The 19,828-nt window shown below is 68.8% G+C and carries 17 protein-coding genes; 4 read left to right on the top strand and 13 right to left on the bottom strand.

Annotated features, from left to right (window positions below; genetic code table 11):
- Nucleotide 1 precedes the first annotated feature (1 nt).
- The 4 genes from efeB to thpR are packed head-to-tail and all read right to left on the bottom strand — an operon-like array spanning nucleotide 2 to nucleotide 3,947.
- On the bottom strand, nucleotides 2-1,306 hold the full coding sequence (gene efeB / locus EV643_RS13945; protein ID WP_133800484.1) for an iron uptake transporter deferrochelatase/peroxidase subunit: 1,305 nt from the start codon (nucleotides 1,304-1,306) through the stop codon (nucleotides 2-4).
- Nucleotides 1,306-2,451, bottom strand: coding sequence for an iron uptake system protein EfeO (gene efeO / locus EV643_RS13950; protein ID WP_133800485.1), 1,146 nt, complete (start codon nucleotides 2,449-2,451; stop codon nucleotides 1,306-1,308). Before efeO ends, efeB begins: the two co-directional genes overlap by 1 nt.
- A 34-nt stretch (nucleotides 2,452-2,485) precedes the next feature.
- Entirely contained in the window at nucleotides 2,486-3,331 is an 846-nt protein-coding gene (gene efeU / locus EV643_RS13955; protein ID WP_133800486.1) for an iron uptake transporter permease EfeU, read from the bottom strand.
- A gap of 52 nt (nucleotides 3,332-3,383) precedes the next feature.
- The gene (thpR, locus tag EV643_RS13960) at nucleotides 3,384-3,947 is read right to left on the bottom strand and encodes an RNA 2',3'-cyclic phosphodiesterase (RefSeq protein WP_133800487.1); all 564 of its coding nucleotides are present in this window, start codon (nucleotides 3,945-3,947) and stop codon (nucleotides 3,384-3,386) included.
- A gap of 67 nt (nucleotides 3,948-4,014) precedes the next feature.
- Here thpR and EV643_RS13965 point away from each other — a divergent pair, with 67 nt between their 5' ends.
- Nucleotides 4,015-5,499, top strand: coding sequence for an LLM class flavin-dependent oxidoreductase (locus EV643_RS13965; RefSeq protein WP_133800488.1), 1,485 nt, complete (start codon nucleotides 4,015-4,017; stop codon nucleotides 5,497-5,499).
- Here EV643_RS13965 and EV643_RS13970 read toward each other — a convergent pair.
- Genes EV643_RS13970 through EV643_RS13980 form a run of 3 tightly spaced genes read right to left on the bottom strand, consistent with a single transcriptional unit; the run spans nucleotide 5,485 to nucleotide 8,699 of the window.
- Nucleotides 5,485-6,885: a mycothione reductase gene (locus EV643_RS13970; protein WP_133800489.1), complete on the bottom strand. Its 1,401-nt coding sequence runs from the start codon at nucleotides 6,883-6,885 to the stop codon at nucleotides 5,485-5,487. The two genes, EV643_RS13965 and EV643_RS13970, sit on opposite strands and share 15 nt — an antisense overlap.
- Before the next feature lie 24 nt (nucleotides 6,886-6,909).
- The gene (locus tag EV643_RS13975) at nucleotides 6,910-8,253 is read right to left on the bottom strand and encodes an MFS transporter (protein WP_133800490.1); all 1,344 of its coding nucleotides are present in this window, start codon (nucleotides 8,251-8,253) and stop codon (nucleotides 6,910-6,912) included.
- Nucleotides 8,250-8,699, bottom strand: coding sequence for a MarR family winged helix-turn-helix transcriptional regulator (locus EV643_RS13980; RefSeq protein WP_133800491.1), 450 nt, complete (start codon nucleotides 8,697-8,699; stop codon nucleotides 8,250-8,252). The genes EV643_RS13975 and EV643_RS13980 overlap by 4 nt, the downstream gene beginning before the upstream one ends.
- A gap of 291 nt (nucleotides 8,700-8,990) precedes the next feature.
- On the opposite strand from EV643_RS13980, the gene EV643_RS13985 reads away from it, so the two are divergent.
- Nucleotides 8,991-10,082, top strand: coding sequence for a hypothetical protein (locus EV643_RS13985; protein ID WP_133800492.1), 1,092 nt, complete (start codon nucleotides 8,991-8,993; stop codon nucleotides 10,080-10,082).
- Here EV643_RS13985 and EV643_RS13990 read toward each other — a convergent pair.
- The 3 genes from EV643_RS13990 to EV643_RS14000 form a co-directional block, all read right to left on the bottom strand.
- Nucleotides 10,079-12,142, bottom strand: a complete 2,064-nt coding sequence (locus tag EV643_RS13990) for a S9 family peptidase (protein WP_133800493.1) — start codon at nucleotides 12,140-12,142, stop codon at nucleotides 10,079-10,081. The genes EV643_RS13985 and EV643_RS13990 overlap by 4 nt on opposite strands.
- Before the next feature lie 116 nt (nucleotides 12,143-12,258).
- Nucleotides 12,259-13,098, bottom strand: a complete 840-nt coding sequence (locus EV643_RS13995; RefSeq protein WP_133800494.1) for a class I SAM-dependent methyltransferase — start codon at nucleotides 13,096-13,098, stop codon at nucleotides 12,259-12,261.
- Nucleotide 13,099: 1 nt separating this feature from the next.
- Entirely contained in the window at nucleotides 13,100-14,572 is a 1,473-nt protein-coding gene (locus tag EV643_RS14000) for an NCS2 family permease (RefSeq protein WP_133800495.1), read from the bottom strand.
- A gap of 83 nt (nucleotides 14,573-14,655) precedes the next feature.
- On the opposite strand from EV643_RS14000, the gene EV643_RS14005 reads away from it, so the two are divergent.
- A complete protein-coding gene (locus EV643_RS14005) occupies nucleotides 14,656-14,973 on the top strand; it encodes a DUF2530 domain-containing protein (protein ID WP_133800496.1) in 318 nt (105 codons plus the stop codon).
- 13 nt (nucleotides 14,974-14,986) lie between these two features.
- Here the strand turns inward: EV643_RS14005 and EV643_RS14010 are convergent, their stop codons facing one another.
- Complete coding sequence (locus tag EV643_RS14010) at nucleotides 14,987-15,904, bottom strand: DUF3027 domain-containing protein (RefSeq protein WP_440589966.1); 918 nt, start codon at nucleotides 15,902-15,904, stop codon at nucleotides 14,987-14,989.
- A 76-nt stretch (nucleotides 15,905-15,980) separates the two neighbouring features.
- On the opposite strand from EV643_RS14010, the gene EV643_RS14015 reads away from it, so the two are divergent.
- On the top strand, nucleotides 15,981-17,897 hold the full coding sequence (locus EV643_RS14015) for an MFS transporter (RefSeq protein ID WP_133800498.1): 1,917 nt from the start codon (nucleotides 15,981-15,983) through the stop codon (nucleotides 17,895-17,897).
- Here EV643_RS14015 and EV643_RS14020 read toward each other — a convergent pair.
- Both EV643_RS14020 and EV643_RS14025 read right to left on the bottom strand, forming a co-directional pair.
- On the bottom strand, nucleotides 17,833-18,414 hold the full coding sequence (locus EV643_RS14020; protein WP_133800499.1) for an MFS transporter: 582 nt from the start codon (nucleotides 18,412-18,414) through the stop codon (nucleotides 17,833-17,835). The genes EV643_RS14015 and EV643_RS14020 overlap by 65 nt on opposite strands.
- A gap of 182 nt (nucleotides 18,415-18,596) precedes the next feature.
- Nucleotides 18,597-19,793: an RNA-guided endonuclease InsQ/TnpB family protein gene (locus EV643_RS14025; protein ID WP_133800500.1), complete on the bottom strand. Its 1,197-nt coding sequence runs from the start codon at nucleotides 19,791-19,793 to the stop codon at nucleotides 18,597-18,599.
- Nucleotides 19,794-19,828 lie beyond the last annotated feature (35 nt).

Here is a 19,828-nt window from a genome sequence, read left to right on the forward strand (position 1 = left end):
GTCAGACGAAGAGTTTTTCGCCCCAGAAGGAGCCGGTCTGGACACCGGGTGGGCAGGCGAAGATCCCCGATCCGACGTGCCGGATGTACTCGTTCATGACGTCGGAGCGGGCCAGCTGGCGCTGGACCGGGATGAACTGCTTGCGCGGATCCCGTTGGTAGGCAAGGAAGAACAGGCCCGCGTCCAAGCGACCCAAGCCGTCCGAGCCATCGACGAAGTTGTAGCCGCGACGGAGCAGCTCGGCGCCGTTGTTGAAGGACGGGTGGGCGAGCCGGACGTGCGCCTCGGTCGCCACCTTGAGCTCGCCGTCGGATCCCTTGGCCTCGAAGTCGATCGCGTCGAACTCGTCCGCCTTGCCCAGCGGCGCACCGGTGCCCTTGCCCCTTCCGACGATCCCCTCCTGCTCGCTGAGCGACGTCCGGTCCCAGGTCTCGATCATCATCCGGATCCGCCTTGAGACCAGGTACGCGCCGCCGACCATCCACTCCGGGCCGTCCTCCTGCTGGACCCAGAGCTGGTCTTCCAGCTTGGCGGTGTCCTCCAGCTTGAGGTTGTTCGTGCCGTCCTTGAAACCGAACAGGTTGCGCGGCGTCGTCTGCGCCCGCGACGTCGACGACGTACGGCCGAAGCCGAGCTGGGAGTAGCGGACCGATGTGGTGCCGAAGCCGATCCGGGCCAGGTTGCGGATCGCGTGGACCGCGACCTGCGGGTCGTCGGAGCAGGCCTGGATCGCGATGTCGCCACCGCTGCGGGCCGGGTCGAGGTTGTCGCCGATGAAGTGCGGCAGATCGACCAGCGCGGCCGGCCGGCGATCCGCAAGCCCGAACCGGTCGTTGCCCTTGGCATCGACGAACAGGCTGGTCCCGAACCCGATCGTCAGGGTCAGCCGGGCCGGCGGCAGGCCGACCGCTTCCCCGGTGTCCTCGGGTGGCGCCTGGGCCGGGCCGTTCATCGCGCCGTACTGGCCGATGTCGCGGCCGGCCGTGATCAGCGCGGCCGCGGCGGTCCACTTCTTCAGCAACGAGATGAGCTCGTCCCGCTTGGTCGTGGTCAGGTCGAAGGTGGCGAAGTGCAATCGGTCCTGGACCGGCGTGGTGATCCCGGCCTGGTGCTCGCCGTAGAACTCGACCGGTCCGGTCGTGTCGGTCGCCTGCGACTCCGGCGTCGACACGATCGAGTGTGCGGCGTACCCGGCGACGCCGGTGGCCACGGCCGCACCCGCCGCACCGATCAGACCGCGACGCGAGATCCCGGCACGCTGCTTACCAGTGTTCTTCTGACCGGTTTCCTTCTGATCTTCGCTCATCACTTCTTCGCAATCACTCCGGCGACCTTGCTGACCGGCTCGGCCAGCGCGTCGATCACGGTGCTGAGCTCCTTGCGCTCGGCCTCGGTCGGCAGGTACGGCTTGAAGCCGTCGCCCACCCGGTACTTGTCGACGGCCGCGAAGACCGCCTTGAAGTTCGTGTCCAGCGTCGTGACCAGTGCGGGATCCCGCTGCTGCAGAGCCGGCCGGAGTGCCTGGATCGCGGCCTGCGATCCCTCGACGTTGGCCTCGAAGTCCCACAGGTCGGTGTGCGAGTAGCGGTCCTCCTCACCGGTGATCTTGGTGGTGGCGACCTCGTCCACCAGTTCCTTCGCTCCGTTGGCGAGCTGCAGCGGGTTGAGCTTGACCACCTTCGCCTTCGCCACCACGGTCTTCACGTCGACGAGCAGCTGGTCGGCGTATTTCTCCATCCCCTTGGTGGTGTTGGAGACCCACAGCGCCTGCTCGATCCGGTGGTAGCCGGTCCACTCGGTGCCCGGCTCGACGTCGTTCACCCGGGCGTCGATCTTCGGGTCCAGGTCGCCGAACGACTCGGCCACCGGCTCGATCCGCTCCCAGTACGTCCGCGAGATCGGGAACAGCTCCTTCGCCTTGGCGACATCGCCGGCCTTCACGGCCGCGACGAACTCGGTCGTCTTCTCCTCCAGCGCGACGGCCTGGGAGTTCACGTACCGCTGGTAGCTCTCGGTCGCCTGCTTGAGCGCGGTGTCGGTGTCGATCTGGGCGGTGGCATCGCCGGTGACGTTGAGGTCCCCGCGGATACCGTCGCCGACCATGCCGGGCTTGCAGACCGCCTGGTACTTGCCGGTCGGCAGCTCGACGATCAGGTCGCGCTTCAGGCCGGGGCCGATGTTCTCCACCTCGCCCATCACCCGGTCGCCCTCGGCGTACACGTAGAACTCGGTCACCTTGCTGCCGCCGTTGGAGACCGAGAAGGTGCTGGTTCCGGACTTCACGTCCCGGCGGCTCAGTTCGCACTCGGATTCGGTCGCCTTGACCGCGACCGGGCCGGTGGCGTCACCGGGCGTGACCTGTGGGGTCTCGTCGGCGCATCCGGCGAGCAGCAGAGCGGCCAGCAGCGGTACTGCGGTCGCCGTGGCGCGGCGGGTGGTGAAGGTGATCATGCGGGTTTCTCCTGGGGACAGGTGAAGCTCGGGCTCAGGTGGCCTCTGCCTCGGCGGGGACGACCGGCGGCGGTGTACTGCGCTTGACCGGACGGAGGTTCAGCACCATGACCGGGATCAGGTAGACCAGCCAGGCGGTCAGCTCGATCACGGTCGGCGCGGGGTTGAAGTTGAAGATCCCCTTCAGCAGGACGCCGTACCAGCTGTCCGGCGGGATCACGTTCGAGATGTCGAAGGCGAGCGTGTGCAGACCGGGCAGGATGTTCGCCTCCTGCAGGTCATGGAACCCGTACGCGAAGATGCCCGCGGCGACCAGGATCAGGACAGCGCCGGTCCAGTTGAAGAAGACGCCGAGGTTGATCCGGACCGCGCCCTTGTAGATCGCGAAACCGAGTACTACCGCGGTCCCCAGCCCGAGCAGTACGCCGATGAACGGGGTCGCCGTGGTCGCGGTCGCGGCCGACGCGTACACGATGAAGGCGGTCTCGATGCCCTCCCGGAACACGGCCAGGAAAGCCAGCAGCACCACCGCGAGGGGGCCGATCTGCAGAGCCTGGTCCATCCGCTCGCGCAGTTCCTTGGCGATCGTCCGGGCGGCCTTCCGCATCCAGAAGATCATCCAGGTGACGAAACCGACCGCGATGATCGACATGATCCCGCCGATCGTCTCCTGGGTGGTGAACGACTTCGCGGTCAGCGCGGTGATGAACTGCAGCAGGGCCCAGCCGGCGACCGCGACGGCGATCGCCGCGGCCACACCGGCCCAGACCAGTTTGAGCTGATCCCGCCGCCCCGACTTCACCAAGAAGGTGGCCAGAATACTGACCACCAGGGACGCCTCGAGCCCCTCCCGGAGACCGATCAGGTAGTTGGCGAGCATGGCGGTACTCCACTGCGGACGGGAACGTTAGGGTTGTCTAACCTTCCGAAGGTTAGCCTAAGAAGTCCCATTCGCCCACAGTGTCGTACGCCGCACCGTGGCTCGGCCCCTGGCCCAGCCGGGACGAGATCAACCGGATCCCCTCGGCCGTCCAGCCTGGGCTCTGGTACTCGTCGAAGACCCGGACATACCGGACCACGTCCATCGGCCGCCGCAACCGCGCCAGGGTCACGTGCGGGTTGAACTTCCGCCCCGCCACCTCCACGCCGGCCTTGTTCGCCGCTGCCCGCGTCCTCATCGCCAGGGGGCGCAACGCGTTGGCCTCGTCCTCCACCCCGGTCCACAGCACCCGGGCGTCGGCCACACTCGGAAACGCACCCGCTCCGGACAGTCGCAGGTCGAACGGTTTCTGCCGCCGGGCGGCGCGCTCCAGCCGCTCGCTCAGGTCGTCGGTCTTCCACTCCGGCACCTCGCCGAGGAACGCGAGGGTGATGTGCCAGTTCTCGTCGGCCGCCCACCGGATGTCCTCGTCCGGGTGGGACCGCCGCGGTTCCACGAAATCAGTCAGATGCTCGACAACCTCCACAGGCGGCACCACCGCCACAAACAGTCGCATTCCAGCACCTTACGGCGCACCACCGACCAGTTCCCCGCTTCGACGCCTCGCCGGGGCAGACTGAAGCATGGAGTTGAGCGAGCGGAACCTGCCTGCGCCGTGTGTCGTGGTGCTGGTCGGGCCGGGGGCGGCGGGGAAATCGTCCTGGGCCGCGGAGCGGTTCACCGCGGACGTGATCGTGTCGAGCGATCGGCTGCGCGCGCTGGTCGGTTCGGGTGAGGACGACCTCGCGGCGAGTGTGGACGCGTTCGCGCTGCTCGAAGAGGTGATCCGGCAACGGATCGGGCGGCGGCTGACCACCGTGATCGACACGCTCGGCCTCGACCGGGATCGCCGGCTGAACTGGCTCGCCCTGGCCCGGGAGCACGGGATCCCCTGTGTGGCGGTCGCTTTCGACACCCCGGCGGCCGAGTGCCGGCGGCGGAACCGCGAACGGATCAAGCGGATCCCGGCCGATGCGCTCAGCGCGCAACTGAAGACCTGGGCACGGGTGAAGAAGGAGCTGCCCGAAGAGGGGTACGACGGGATCCTGCGGCCGGGCGCGGTACGCGTCGTACCGGAAGCCTTTGTCGCAGCGGAAGCGGCTGCGCAACGGCAGGAGGAAGCGCCGGCTTCGTTGCGGTTCGGGCTGCAGTTGAGTAGCTACACCCACAAGGCGGGCCGGAAGACGACCGGCGAGTGGATCCGGCAGGTCGCGGTCAAGGCGGAGGCGGCCGGCTTCGACGGGATCTACGTGATGGACCACTTCCGGCAGATCCCACAGGTCGGCCGGGCCTGGGACGACTTCCTGGAGAGCTGGACGACACTCGCCTATCTCGCGGCCTGCACCGAACGCGTGCGGCTCGGGACACTCGTCACCGGGATCACGTACCGGAACGTCGCGCATCTCGGGAAGATCGCCGCCACGCTGGACGTGCTGTCGGGCGGGCGCGCGGTCTGTGGGCTCGGGCTCGCGTGGTTCGAGGCGGAGCACAAGGCGTACGGGTGGGACTTCCCGCCGGTCAACGATCGCTATGCATTGCTCGAGGACGCCTTGCAGCTGCTGCCGGTTTTATGGGGACCGGGCAACAAACCCTTCCACGGCAAGGTGCTCGACGTTCCCGACACGACCTGCTATCCCCGTCCGCTCCAGGAGAAGTTGCCCCTGCTCGTCGGCGGCAGCGGGCCGCGCACGCTCAGACTGGCAGCCCGGTACGCCGACGCCGCGAACGTCTTCGGTGATGCGACGAAGGTTCGGCAGAAGGCGGACTACCTGCGGGCCGAATCGGCGAGGCTGGACCGTCCCACCATCGCGGTGACCCACCTCTCGACCACCCTCGTCGGCAAGGATCACCAGCACGTCGACGACCTGGTCAACCGGCTCCGCCCGCGTAACCAGGACCCGGCCCGTTACGCCGCCTCGGTCAACGCCGGCACCATCACCGACCAGGTCGGCCGCTTCCGCGAACTCGCCGAGGCCGGCGCCACCGAGGTGATGCTCAGCCTCCCCAACCTCGACGACGACCTCGACCCCCTCGACACCATCGCCGAAGTGATCTCAGCCTTCCGCTAGCTTCAGGTCGAGCAGAGCGTTCTCGATGATCTCGGGCAGCGCGGGATGGATCCAGTACTGGCCGCGGGCCATGGCGGGGGCGGTGAGGCCGAAGCTCATCGCCTGGATGACGGGCTGGATCACGGTCGACGCCTGCGGGCCGATCACGTGAGCTCCGAGCAGCAGGCCGGTGTCCGGGTCCGCGAGAATCTTGGCGAATCCGGTGGTGTCCTCCATCGCCCAGCCGTACGCGATCCCGGCGTACTCGGCCCGGCCGACGACGTACCGGATGCCCTGCTCGCGCGCCTCCTCCTCGGTGAGCCCGACGGATGCGATCTGCGGTGAGCTGAAGACCGCGGACGGGACGAATCGGTGGTCGGCCTCGATCCGGTCGTCCGGGTGCAACAGGTTGTGCTGGACCACCCGGGCCTCGTGGTTCGACACGTGCTTCAGCTGGTACTTCGACGACAGGTCGCCGAGCGCATAGATCCCGTCGACCGCGGTCTGCTGGTATTCGTCCACGACCACCCGGCCGGCCTCGTCCACCTCGACACCGGTGACGCCCGGGTCGAGCAGGTCCGAGTTCGGCCGCCGGCCCACGGCCACGAGCACCTCGTCCACGACCAGCTCGTCGGTCCCCGACTGACTCAGCATCTCGAGAGACACGGCCCCGTCGTCACGTCGTACGGCGCGGACCGTGTCGTGGTTCAGCCGTATGTCGTACTGCTGCTGCGCCACCTCGGTGTAGCGGGTCGCGATCTCGGTGTCCTCGTGCCGCAGCAGCAACCCGGACCGCGCGATCAAGGTCACCTCGACGCCGAACGAGGAGAACACGTGCGCGAACTCGGCCGCGACGAATCCGCTGCCGATGATGCCGAGCCGGCGCGGTAGCTGGTCCAGCCGCATGATCGTGTCGGAGGTTTGGAAACCGACCTCGTCGAGACCGGCGACGGACGGCACGATCGGCCGGCTCCCCGCGGCGAGCACGAACCGGTCCGCCGTGAGCACCCGGGTCTCGCCGTCGGCCCCGGTGACGGTCAGCTCCTTCATCCCGGTGAACCGGCCGGTGCCGTCGTAGACGGTCACGTTCCCGTTGTCGGCGTGCTGTCTGCGGTAGGTCGAGCCGCCCGCCGCGATCGGGTCGATCCGGCCGAAGACGCGGTCCCGGATGTCGGTCCAGCGGACCCCGGTCAGCTCCTCGTCCACGCCGTACCGCGAACTCTTGGCCGGGGTGGCGGCCAGGTCGGCGGTGTGCACGAACATCTTGGTCGGGATGCACCCGACGTTGAGGCAGGTGCCGCCGAAGGTGCCGCGCTCGACGATCGCCGTCTTCCAGTCCGCGAACTCCGGACTCAGGATCGAATTCCCGGAGCCGGTGCCGATGATGACCAGGTCGTAATGAGTCACACCCCATTCTGACCGTTACCACAACTAGGCGACCCGGGGATCGGGCTTCTTGGGCCGTTCGCGCTCGGTGGGGATGGCGGCCGGCTCGGCGAGGACCTCGGCCGGTTGGAGCATTTCGAGCCGCGGGAGCACCTCCAGCCGGGGGCGGGGTAGCAGGCGGGGGCGGATGGCGAGGCCGCTGCGGCGGGAGAAGTAGAGCACGGAGGCGAGCGTGCCGAGCAGGGTGACGCTGCCGCCGACGATCAGGGACCAGCGGGCACCGAACTCCTGCCCGACCCAGCCGATGAACGGCGAGCCGATCGGTGTACCGCCCATCAGCACGGTCATGTAGAGCGCCATCACCCGGCCGCGCATGGTCGGCTCGATCCCGAGCTGCATGGTCGCGTTGGCCGCGGTGAGCATCGTGAGCGAGGCGAATCCGACCAGCGGCAACACCGCGGCATAGGTGAGGTACGTCGGCATCAGACCGCTGACGACCACCATCGCGCCGAACGTCACGGCCGCGCCGATCACCAGGCGTCCGCGGACCCGAACCCGCCTGGCGGCCAGCAGCGCGCCGGCCAGCGAACCGATGGCGAGGATCGAGCCGAGGATGCCGAACTCCCCCGCGCCCTTGCCGAACGTCGCGGTCGCCATCAGCGCCGACGTCAGCTGGAAGTTCAGCCCGAAGGTGCCGGCGAAGAACACTGTGGTCAGCACCATCATCAGGTCCGGCCGGGCCCACAGATAGCGCACCCCGTCCCGGATCATGCCCTTGTCCCGGGCCGCGACCTTCGGCGTGAACAGCTCGTTGACCCGCATCAGCCGCAGCGACAGGATCACCGCCGCGTAGCTGAAACCGTTGATGATGATCACCGGGCCGGTGCCGATCCAGTGGATCAGCAGACCGGCGAGCGCCGGGCCGATCAGCCGGGCGGCGTTGAAGGAGGCCGAGTTCAGCCCGACCGCGTTGGACAGCTCGTCGCGGCCGACCATCTCGACCACGAACGACTGCCGGGTGGGTGCGTCGAAGGCGGTCCCGACACCGAACAGGAAGGCCAGCGCGAACACGTGCCACGGCTCGACCAGTCCGGTGACGGTCAACCCGCCGAGGACGAGAGCCACGGTGGCCATCGCGATCTGGGTGCAGGTGAGCACCTTGCGCTTCGGGAACCGGTCCGCCACCAGCCCGGCGTACGGGCCGAGCAGTAGGGCGGGCAGGAACTGCAGGCCGGTCACGATGCCGAGCGCCGTGCCGGAGTGGGTCAGCTCCAGGACCAGCCAGTCCTGGGCGACCCGCTGCATCCAGGTGCCGGTGTTGGAGACGATCGCACCGGAGGCGTAGAGCCGGAAGTTACGGACTTTGAACGCGCGGAAGGTCGGGCTCACTGGGCCGCCAGGCGTTCCAGAACAGGTGCTGCTTTGCGCAGGATGTCGCGCTCCTCAGGGGTCAGTTTCTTCAGTTTGGTCTGCAGCCACTCGTCGCGGCGCCGGCGGTTGGCGGCGATCAGCGTGTGCGCGGCGTCGGTCAGCTCGACCACGACCTGGCGCTTGTCGGTCGGATGCGGGCGGCGGACGACCAGGCCCGCCTCCTCCATGTTCGACACGATCCGCGTCATCGACGGCGGCTTGACCTGCTCGTGCGCGGCCAGCTCACCGATCGTCATCGCCTCGTGCTTGCCGAGCGCACCGAGCACGCTGAGCTGGTTGGCGGTCAGGTCGTGCCCGTCCTCACGCTGTCGCCTCAGCTGCCGGGACAGCCGCAGCACCGACGATCGCAACGCGGTCGCCAGACCGACATCACTCTTCACCTGCTGCGTCACGACGGAGGGCATACCGTTAGTTTAGCTCATTACCTTTGCTAACGAAAATGATTTACCCCGGTACTACGCTCCGCCGCCAACCGGACACGACCCGCCGCGTGCGGCTAGGGCCTGTCTGACGGTTCTCTGCAGTAGCGAGCAGGTGCTCGGTGCGGTAGCTCGGTGTGCTGGAGTGAAGGCCTCGATGCGGTGTTCATCGTGGCCTTTGCTCCAGTGCGGCGAGATGCCGTGCCGAGTGCCGCGCAGCACGCAGAGAACCGTCAGACAGGCCCTCGCCGGGCGGGGGCGTTAGGCTCCGCTGCCATGGGGACACCTCCTGAGGTCGCGAAGTACGAGCAGCGGTTCCGGCGGGCCGGGTTGCCGTTGTTCATCGAGGACTACTCGCCGACGCACGACATCTTCAACCGGGCGACGCCGGTGCTGGTGCTGGTGTTCATCGCGGAACTGGTGGGCGCGACCTCGCTCGAATGGGAGCCCTGGCAGAACCTGCTCGCCGGCCTCGCCGGACTGGCGATCCTGGTGGGCGGATTCGGGCTGCTGAACAAGCTCCGCGGCCGCCGGTTCTGGTCGTTGCCGACCCGCTTCGGCATCCCCGAGCTGGCCGTATTCGTCCTGCTGCCGGCCCTGCTCCCGCTGGCGTCCGAGGGTCAGTGGCGCCAGTTCTTCGGCGTGGCCCTCGGCAACCTGGTGCTCGTCGGCGCGGTGTACGCCGTGGTCGGCTACGGCCTGATCGGTACGACGGTCTGGGGGATCCGCGGGATCGTCGCCGAGCTGGCGAACTCGCTGGCCAGCCTGGTTCGGGCGCTCCCGCTGCTCCTGGTCTTCTCGCTGGTCCTGTTCGTGAACACGGAGATGTGGCAGGTGTTCTCCGGTATGCCGGTCGCGTTCATCGTCGTCCTGGCGATCGCGTTCGCCCTGCTCAGCGACGCCTTCCTGGTGCTGCGACTGCCGAAGGAGCTGGACCAGATCGAACGCGAGGCCGGTTCGGGGCCGCCGCTTCGCCGGCTCCAACGGCTCAACCTCAGCATCAACCTGGTGGTCCGGCAGTGGTTGCAGGGCCTTGTGGTGAGTGCCGGTGTCGGGGCGTTCTTCGTTGCCTTCGGCATGCTCGCGATCAGCGAGCACATCTACGAGAGCTGGGGAGTCGAGGCGGGCGGCTGGTCGCACCAGTTCACGCTGCTCGGCCATCCGCTGCTGATCAGCGCGGCGCTGGTGAAGGTCGCGGTCGGGATCGCGAACTTCACCGGCCTCTACTACTCGATCGCGCTGATGACGGACGCGACGTACCGGGAGGAGTTCCTCGACAACGTCGCCGAGGAACTCCGCGACCTGTTCGCCGCGCGGGTCGAGTACCTCGAACTCCGCGCCCGCCTCAGCCCAGCTGGCCGTTCCTAAGAGCCCAGAGCGTCCTGGAGGAACTGCAACTGGTGTCGCATCAGGCCTTCGACCGCCGCTTCCTCGGTCGGCATGTGTGTTGCCCCCGACAACGGCAGCACCTGATGCGGACGGCCGGCCGCGAGCAGCGCCGCCGACATCCGCAGGGCGTGTGCGGCGACCACGTTGTCGTCCGCGAGACCGTGCACCAGCAGCAACGGCCGCCGCAGCTTGGCCGCATCACTGATCGGCGACGACCGGTCGTAGGCCTCCGGGTTGTCGTCCGGGTGTCCGAGGAACCGCTCACGCCAATGCGTGTCGTAGAGCCGCTGGTCGCTCGGCGCGGCACCCGAAATCGCCGCGTGGAACACGTCCGGCATCCGTAGCACCGCGGCCGCGGCCAACGTGCCGCCGTAGCTCCACCCCGTGATGCCGACGCGGTTCAGGTCGAGGTCGGGACAGTTCTCCGCCGCTGCGCGTAACGCGATCGCCTGGTCTTCCAGCGGAGCCGTCAACGTGTCGCCGTGCACGGTCTTGTCCCACGCCGGACCACGTCCCGGCGTACCCCGTCCATCCGCGATGATCACGGCGAACCCGGCCTCGGCGTACCACTGTGCTGTCGTGAACCACGCGCCACTGGCCCGCAGTACGAGCTGACCAGCCGGACCGCCATACGGGGCCATCAGGACGGGAAGGGATCGGCCCGGCTCATACCAGGAAGGCAGGAGCACGGCAGTGCGCAACTCCTGTGCACCGGCGCGCAACCAGGTGATCCGCGGGGTCAGCACAGGCTTCGCGCCGAGCGACGTGATCTCCCGATCAGGCGAGCCTTCCTTCCGTACTACGAACGCGCGGCCCGCCTCGGTGTTCGACGCAACGAGGACCGTGTCGCCTGCCCTGGTACCAGTGTGGACACCGGGCTCATCGGTCAAGCGCCGCAGCCCGGATTCGTCGTACAACCAGAGGTGGTGCTCGGTCGGTTCGTCGATCGCTTCGAACAGCACCGACTCGCCCGATACCTCGAGGACCTCCCTGATCTGGAGACCTGCGGGCGTGACCGGTAGACCGTCCATTGTCAGCCTGCGAGTGTCGACCGTGGTGTCGTCGACGGTGTGGACGACCTTGCCCGATGCGGTGCGTGCCGGCGTACCGGGGACGATCTCCACCCACGCCGGGTCGCGTTGTTCGTGCAGGACGGACGTCTTGCCGCTGTCCGGGTCGGCGGCGAGAACCAGCAGGGTGCGCTGGTCGCGGGACTGGACGCTCGCAAGTGGTCCGGTCGTGTCCCAGCCGGCGGAAACGACGTACTCGAAAGCCTTTCGATCCCAGTCGAGCTCGATCGCAGTACCGGACAGGTCGAGAACATGCAGCGAGACCAGGGCGTTGTCGGAGCCAGCGGCTGGGTACGGAATCTCGCGGGGCGGGCGGTCCGGGTTCGCGGGGTCGGCGATCCACCAGCGCTGCACCGGCGTCAGATCGACCCGGGCCGCGAGCAGGCGGGTACCGTCCGGCGACCACCAGTGCCCGCGGGTCCGGTGCATCGACTCGGCCGCGACGTGTTCGGCCAATCCCCAGCTCACCTCGGGATCGTCCTCACCGGCCACCAGCCGATCGTTGCCATCGGCAAGCTCTACTACCCGGAGCGACCGGTCGCTCACGTAGGCGACACGTCGGCCGGTCGGGTCGATGCGCGGATCGACGACGGAGCCTTGGGTCGGGATCAGCCGGGGTGTCTCACCGACGACCAGCGTCCAGAGCCGGCCGTTGACCGCGAAGACGATCGTCCGTACGGCGGCGTCGGCGGAGTAGGCGACCACTCCCCCGGACCGTTCACGCGTCCGCTCGCGGCGGACCAGCTCGGCCTCGGGAATCGGGCCGTCGGCGCCGAGCTGCTCCGGTGCGACCAGGAGCTGCTCACCGTCGCTGTCCACCATCCACAGGCAACTGGCCCGGTCCTCGGGGCCGCGGGTACGGAGGAACAGCACCCGCTCGCCGTCCGGGGAGAGGGTGAAGGATCGGGGGACGCCAAGCGTGAACCGCTGGGTCCTGGCTGATTGGGTCGGGTACTCAGTAGTGTCCATAACCGAGAGCCTGGGCGTCCTATCCGTGCCGTGGGGGAAGGGTGATCAACGCCTGCACCGGGCGGATCGAGGAGAGTAACGCCGGAGAGCCCGGACACAAGGTAGTTTATCAACAGTCAGGCGGGCGGCTTGCGCCAGGTCATGATCTCGGTGGGCGGCAGGTGCTCCGCGAAAAGGTTGCCGGGCGCCACTTCCTGTAGCAGGGCCCGCAGATCCCGCTCGAAGTCCGCCAGCCGATCGCCGAACAGGTGCGGGGCGGAATCGGACCGCGAGAACACCCACGCCACGACATCATCCGCCGGGCGATCGACCACGTCGCCGGCCGGCACGACATGCCGTTCGAAGTTCACGAACCCGGCCCGCGCCAGGACGAGATCCTCCCGACCGGGCGTGCCGTTGACGATCGTCCCCTGCCCCGCCCGGCGTACCGGACCGAGGTAGGAACGCACCAGCTCGCTGATCTGCTCGTACGGCGGCGCGAGCAGCGGCAACGGAGTCGGTGCGGCCGGCGGGTTCTTCAGATCGCTCAGGTGGACGAACGCACCGCCCGGCTCCAGCATCTCCATCACAGTCGCGGCGACCTGATCACGATCCGTCCAGTGGAACGACTGCGCAAACACCACCACCCGGAACTCGCCCAGTCCGGTCGGCAGATCCTCGGCCCGGCCCGCCACCCACCGCGCGTTGGTCACGCCGCGACGCCCGGCCTGCCGCTCGGCCTCGGCCAGCATGTCCTTGTCCGGATCCATGCCGACCGCCTCGGCGAAGTACCGCGCCAGGGCCAGCAGCACGATCCCCGGCCCGCAGCCGACATCGAGGAGCCGGCCCTGGCCGTCCAGGTCGAGCGCATCAGCCAGAGTTTCGGCGAAGCCCGGAGCGTAGGGCAGCCGGCCGCGTTCGTAGTGCGCGGCCGATCCCTGGAACAGGGTGCTGTCCCACTGCCAGCCATCGATCATGTCAGGTGAGCCAGTCGCTGAGCGGGCCGATCGCGAAGTAGACGACGAACAGCGCGGCCACCACCCACATCAGCGGGTGCACCTGACGGGCCTTGCCGCGGACCACCTTGAGTACGGCGTACGAGACGAAACCGGCGCCGATCCCGGCCGAGATCGAGTAGGTGAACGGCATCAGGATGATGGTCAGGAAGGCCGGGATCGCGACCTCGAGGTCGTCGAAGTCGATCCCCTTCACCTGCGCCATCATCAGGAACCCGACCACGACCAGCGCCGGCGTGGCCGCTTCGTACGGCACCAGCGTGACCAGCGGCGCGACCACCATCGAGATCAGGAAGCAGATCCCGGTGACCACGCTGGCCAGGCCGGTCCGGGCGCCTTCGCCGACACCGGACGCGGACTCGATGTAGGACGTGTTGCTGGACACCGAGGCGGCGCCACCGGCCGCGGCGGCGACGCTGTCGACGATCAGGATGCGCTGCGCGTTCGGCGGGTTGCCGTCGGCGTCGAGCAGCTTTGCCTCGGCGCCGATCGCGGTCATCGTGCCCATCGTGTCGAAGAAGTCGGCCAGCATCAGGGTGAAAATCAGCAGCAGCGCGGAGATCACCCCGACCTGCTCGAACGAGCCGAACAGGTTGAACTCGCCGATGGTGTCCAGGTTCGGTCTGACGAACCAGTCGTCCGGCAGCTTAGGCACGGTCAGGCCCCAGCCGCCTGGGTTGTCAGCTGTCCGGGCGCCGATCCCGCCAATCGCCTCGACGACGATCGCGAGCACGGTCGCAGCCAGGATGCCGATCAGGATCGCGCCCTTCACCTTGCGCGCGTACAGCGTGATGATCAGCAGCAGGCCGAACACGAAGACGAGCACCGGCCAGCCCCGGAGGTTGCCGGCAACACCGAGCTCGACCGGCGGACCGGCGGGTGCCACGGGACGGCGTACGAAACCTGCGTCGACCACGCCGATGAACGCGATGAACAGGCCGATACCGACACTGATCCCGATCTTGAGCTGCAGCGGCACCGCCTCGAAGACGGCTTTGCGGAACCCGGTCAGCACCAGGATCAGGATGATGATGCCCTCGATCACGACCAGGCCCATCGCGTCCGCCCAGGTCATCTTGGTGGCGATCGAGAAGGCGACGAACGCGTTCAGGCCGAGGCCGGTGGCGAGCGCGAGCGGGAAGTTCGCCACCAGGCCCATCAGGATGGTGACCACCCCCGCGACCAGCGCGGTCGCCACCGCGATCTTGGCGATGGACGCGGCCGGATCGGTGCCACCACCAACGAACTGGCCGGTGCCGTCCTTGACGGTGCCGATGATGAGCGGGTTCAGCACCACGATGTAGGCCATCGTGAAGAAGGTGACCAGCCCGCCGCGCACCTCACGGCTCAGCGTCGATCCACGCTGGCTGATCTTGAAGAAGGAGTCGAGGAAACCGGCGCCTGACCTGGCGGTGGCAGCTTGGGGCGAGCTCATGACCGAATCGTGCCAGCTACAGCCGACAGGTTGCGAGCGATCCGGCAAAGCCGCGCGTCGGCGGGCCGGTCTAAGGTGGTGGCGTGGCAGAGGAGACGCCGGGACCGGCGGCGAAGAAGCGGAACGACCCGACCAGCCAGCTGGCCCGGGGCGAGCTGGTGCACGCCGAGGTGAAACCGCTGGAGCTGTCCGGGATCAAGACGGTGCTCGTCGGCATCGTCGCCTGGGCGGTGGCGTTCGTCGTGGTGCTGATCTTCCGCGACGAGCTGAAGAAGGACGGCGACGACTGGTGGTTGTGGGTCACCGTGGCCGGCTTCGGCCTCGGCTGGATCGGTCTCGCCTACTGCAAGCGCCGCTGGTCCGCCATCCAGGCCGGCCACCGCAGCGAGATCGAAGACTGAGCTCAGCGCCCGATCAGTCCTGGTCGGCGGTCTCCTCGACCAGTGCGTCCGCGGTCTCCTCGACCAGCTCGTCGTCCGAGGTCGGCTCGGCGGCCGCCTCGATCTCGGCCTGTACCGCGTCCGCTTCGACCAGGTCGTCGTCCAACTGGCCGGCGCTGATCGCGAGCTCGTCGTACCCGGTGGTGTCGAAGGCGTGCTCGGTGGACGGCTGATCCGGGGACTCGACCACCACGTCCGAGTGAGCGCCACAGCCGTAGTCGTAGGCGACGATCCGCCCCTCGCCCGGCGCCATCTCGTTCGTGCAGCCGCCGAACGCCTGACCGAGACTGTCCGCCAGCCGGATCCAGTAGCCACAGCTGTTGCACTTGTACGGCACCGCCTGCGCGATCGGCGAGGCCGGACCGAAGTCCCCGGCGTACCAACGCTCGGCCGCATCTTCCCGCCCGTACTGCGACAGCACGCGCTCGCGGCCCAGACCGAGCTCCTCGACAACGGTGAGCACCTCTTCGGGCGCACCCGTCGTGTCGGTGAACCCAGGCTCCAGCCGCGGGTCGTCGGGCAGGCTCGGGAACAGGTCACCCGGCCGCAGATCGCCCGGCTGGACTCGATCGGACCACGGCACCCACTCCGGCGCGACGATCGCCTCGTCGCCCGGGAGCATCACGACCTCGTTGACCGTCACCGTCTTCGCCCGCGACGCCCGGGTCAGGGTGACGGCCCACCGCCAGCCGCGGTACCCCGGGTGGGTGGAGGCGAAATAGTGCGTGAGCAGCCGCTCGCCCTCGACCAGATATCCGAGATGCTCTCCCACCCGCGCGGCGCCGGTCTCGGCGATCGCGGCCTCGCGCGCGGGGTCCACAGCGGCCGCGAGGACCGCGTCGGGCTTGGCGCGGACCGATTCGGAAGCCTTGACGGGAGTCACAATCGACAATTCTCGCACGCCCGGCACCAGGATCCGAACCGTGCCGCGACTGCGGTCTGTCCCCCGCACAAGGCAGGATGGTGACATGGAGAGTCCTGACCCGGCGGACCGGCGGCACACCGAGCAGCCAAGGCGTCCCGGCACGGACTCCACCACTGGTAAGACGCCACCACCCGGGAGCGGTCCGAGCGGTGCCGGTAAGACGCGGGGCTCGGCGAGTGAGCGACTGGGTACCGCGAGTAAGAAGCTGGGGTCGGCGAGCAAGAAGGTCGGGCGCGCTTCGAAGGTCGGCGCCACCGGATTCGCGGCCGCCTCCAAGAAGACCGCCGGCGTCACCGGCCGGGCTGGCCGTGCGACCGGGCGACGGATCCGCGGCCTGACCAGCGCACAGGGCGCCGGCGAATCCGGCCTGTCCCGCCTGATCGAGCTCGGCGCGGTGAACGCCGCGGGCGACACCGCCTTCGCGGTTTCCCTCGCCGGCACCGTGTTCTTCGCCGTACCGAGTGAACAGGCCCGCGACCGAGTCGCCCTCTTCCTGCTACTGACGATGGCTCCCTTCGCGTTGATGGCTCCGCTGATCGGCCCGATCCTGGACCGGTTCCGGCATGGCCGCCGCTGGGCGATCGGGGCTACCCTCGGCCTGCGCGGATTCCTCGTCTGGAGCCTGGCCGCGTCGATCGACAGCGCGACCTGGTTGTACCCGGCCGCCCTGGGCTGCCTCGTCGCCTCGAAGGCGTACGGCGTCACCCGCGCGTCCGCCGTACCGCGGCTGCTGCCGAAGGAGGTCAGCCTGGTCACGGCCAACTCGCGCATCTCCCTGGCCGGTGTCGCCGGCGCGACCGTCGGCGCCGGTATCGCGGGCGGGTTCGCGGCGATCGGGCCGGAGTGGTCGCTGCGCTGGGCCGCGGTCGTCTACACGATCGGCCTGATCCTCGCGATCCGGTTGCCAAGCCGGGTCGACTCCCCCGCGGGTGAGGAGATGGTCGGCACCGCCGGCCGCGAGGCCCGTCGCCGGGCGATCACCGCGGCCGTGGCGCGCGGGATCCGGTGCAACCTCGGGCTCCGGTTCGTGTCCGGCTTCCTGACCATGTACCTGGCGTTCCTGCTTCGGGACAAGCCGATCAGCGGCCTCGACGGAGCACTCGCCGCGGGTGCCGTGATCGCCGCGGCCGGTATCGGGAACAGTTCCGGCACCCTGATCGGATCGTTGCTCAAGGCAAGAAGACCCGAGGGCGTCGTACTGGTCGTGCTGCTGGCCGATGCGGCCGTGGCGGTCGTCGTCGCGGTGTTGTACGGGTTCCCGACGTTGATCGTGCTCGGCTTGATCGCCGGGTTGTGCAGTTCGCTCGGCAAGCTGTCGCTCGACGCGATGATCCAGCGGGATGTTCCGGAGACGGTGCGGACGTCAGTGTTCGCCCGCTCCGAGACGGTGTTGCAGCTGGCCTGGGTGCTCGGCGGCGGCTGCGGGATCCTGATGCCGCTGGTCCCCCGGCTCGGATTCGGATTCCTGGCCGTGGTCCTGGTCGGCCTCGTCATCTTCGTCATCCGGCAAAAACCGACAGCCCGGACCGGCCCCGCACCAGGCGGCCCACGCGGACCTCGTACGACCGGGGCGGCGGGGCGGGGAAGGAATCAAGCCGAGCCGCCGGCTGAGCCGAGATCGTCTACACGCACGGTCATGACGAGCCCGACCGACCCGACGACCCAGCGGATCTCCGAGCGTCGCGCGGCCGGGACCCGGGTCGAGGACAACGCCCGGTACCACGAGCCGACGGTCGAGTTCCGCGCCGATCCCCGGGCCGACTCCCACGTCGATTCCCGGGGCGGGGACCAGCAACGGCCGGCGCCCGCTCAACCAGTTGGACGCTGGTGGAGCGGGCAGCCGGACGACGACGAGGACGAGACGGTCGAGGACGAGGCGTCCTGGGCCAAGGAACCTACGGTCGAACGGGCTCCTGATCGGCGGGACGGACTGTTTCGCCGTCGGAAGCCGGATCGCTGATCCGCTGCTGTGTACCGCGGAGGACGAAGACGACCGCCACAGCGGTGGCCGTCAGCATGATCGCGCCGACCAGAGCGACCACGTTCATGCTGTGGCTGAAGGAATGCCGGGCGGCGGTCAGTACCAGATCCTGAAGCGGAGCGGGCAGGCTGGAAGCGACAGCCGTGGCGGCCGGGAGCCCTTCGCGAGCGGCGTCAGCAGCCGAAGCAGCCAGCCCGGCCGGTAGCTGCCCGTCCAGATCCGAGCGGTAGGCGGCCGTTCCGATGCTGCCCAGTACGGCGATGCCGAGGGCGCCGCCGAATTCGCTGCACGTCTCCATCAGGGCGGACGCCGAGCCGGCCCGCTCCGGCGCCACCGAGCCGACCACAGCCTCCGTGACCAGCGACATCACCATGACCAGCCCGGCCGCCAGCAACCCGGACCCACACAGCACCACCCAAAGCCGCGACCCGGCCTCGACCTGGGTCAGCACGACGAACCCCGGACGCCGCGACCAGGAATCCGAAGCCGAGGACACACGCGCGATCCAGCTTCTGTGCGAGCGCAGTGCCAAGAGGCGCGGCACCGCCGACCGCCACGGAGGGGAGCAGGGCCCACAACGCCGACTCCAGCGGGCCCATGCCGAGGACGAGACGGACGGGCTGCAAGTACTGCGTCTTGACGTCCTCCCCGCCCCATGAGGGATGGGGATTCCAACCACTACGCGGAGGTAGCGAGTTGAGGTTCACGCTTCGGCGAGACCCGTGGTGGCGTCTCTCGGCGTGCGCTGACGGCCCGTCCGGCCGCGATGTTCACTGCCGCGTTCACGTCCGCGTTCGCCTGGTGTCCGCAGGCTGCGCACCGGAAGACCGCTTGGCTCTCGCGGTTCTCCGGTGCGCAGTGCCCACAGACGCTACAGGTCAGCGACGTGTACGCAGGATTCACCTTCTCCACCCGTCCTGCGGCCTTGCGCTCCAGCCGCTGCACGAGCAGCCCCCACCCGTTGGCCAGGATGCCCCGGTTCAGACCAGCCTTCGCCCTGGCACGGTTCGGCAGGTACCTCCCTGGTCGTTCCGGATCGGGCTTGGGTTTCGGTCGCCGGGTCATCGGTGCGATGCGCAGGTCCTCGACGCGGATCACGTCGAACTGCCGGGCGAGGTCGGTGCTGATCTTCTCGACCCAGTCCTTGCGACGATCGCCGGCCCGGGCCTGCAGCTTCGCGATCGCGACCTTCGCCCGCTGGCTGCGGTTGGAGCCGCGACGGCACCGGGACAGGCGACGTTGCAGCTGCTTCAGCCGTGCCTGCTCACGGTCCGACAGACCTGGGCAGGTCAGGAGTTCGCCGGTGGACAGGGCGGCCGAGACGGTGACGCCGCGGTCCACCCCGACGACCTCGCCCGTGCCGGGTGCGGGGATCGGTGGCGGGATTGCGGCAAAGGCGATGTGCCAGCGGTCCGCCCGGTCGCGGGTGATGCGGTAGGACTTCGCGTCGGGAGCAGGTCGGGACAGCCGGAACCGTACCCAGCCGACCTTGGGCACGTTGACCGCGGCCCACTTGCAGTTCAGCTTCACGATCCGAGACGCCTGGGAGCCGACGATGCGGAACCCCTCGTGCAGCCCGGCCTTGCGCCAGGTCGGCCGCCGATGGCTACCGGCGTAGAAGTTCCGGACGGCCTGGTCGAAGTCCCGCAGCGCCTGCTGTTGCACGGTCTGCGACCCGGCCCGCAGCCAGCCGAACGCGGCTCGCGCCTCGGTCAACTGCTTGGCCTGCTCGACGTATCCAGGTGTCGGGCCTTTGTCGCGGGTCCACATCGACCACTGCTCAAGCGCCAGGTTGTACACGTACCGGGCCTGCCGGCACTGCTCCAGCAACGCAACCTGCTGGGCGGGAGTCGGGTACAGCCGGAACCGGGACACGCCACTGATCCAATCAGCCGGGACCGACAATTCCC

This window comes from Kribbella caucasensis, assembly GCF_004361855.1.
Taxonomy (GTDB): Bacteria; Actinomycetota; Actinomycetes; order Propionibacteriales; family Kribbellaceae; genus Kribbella; species Kribbella caucasensis.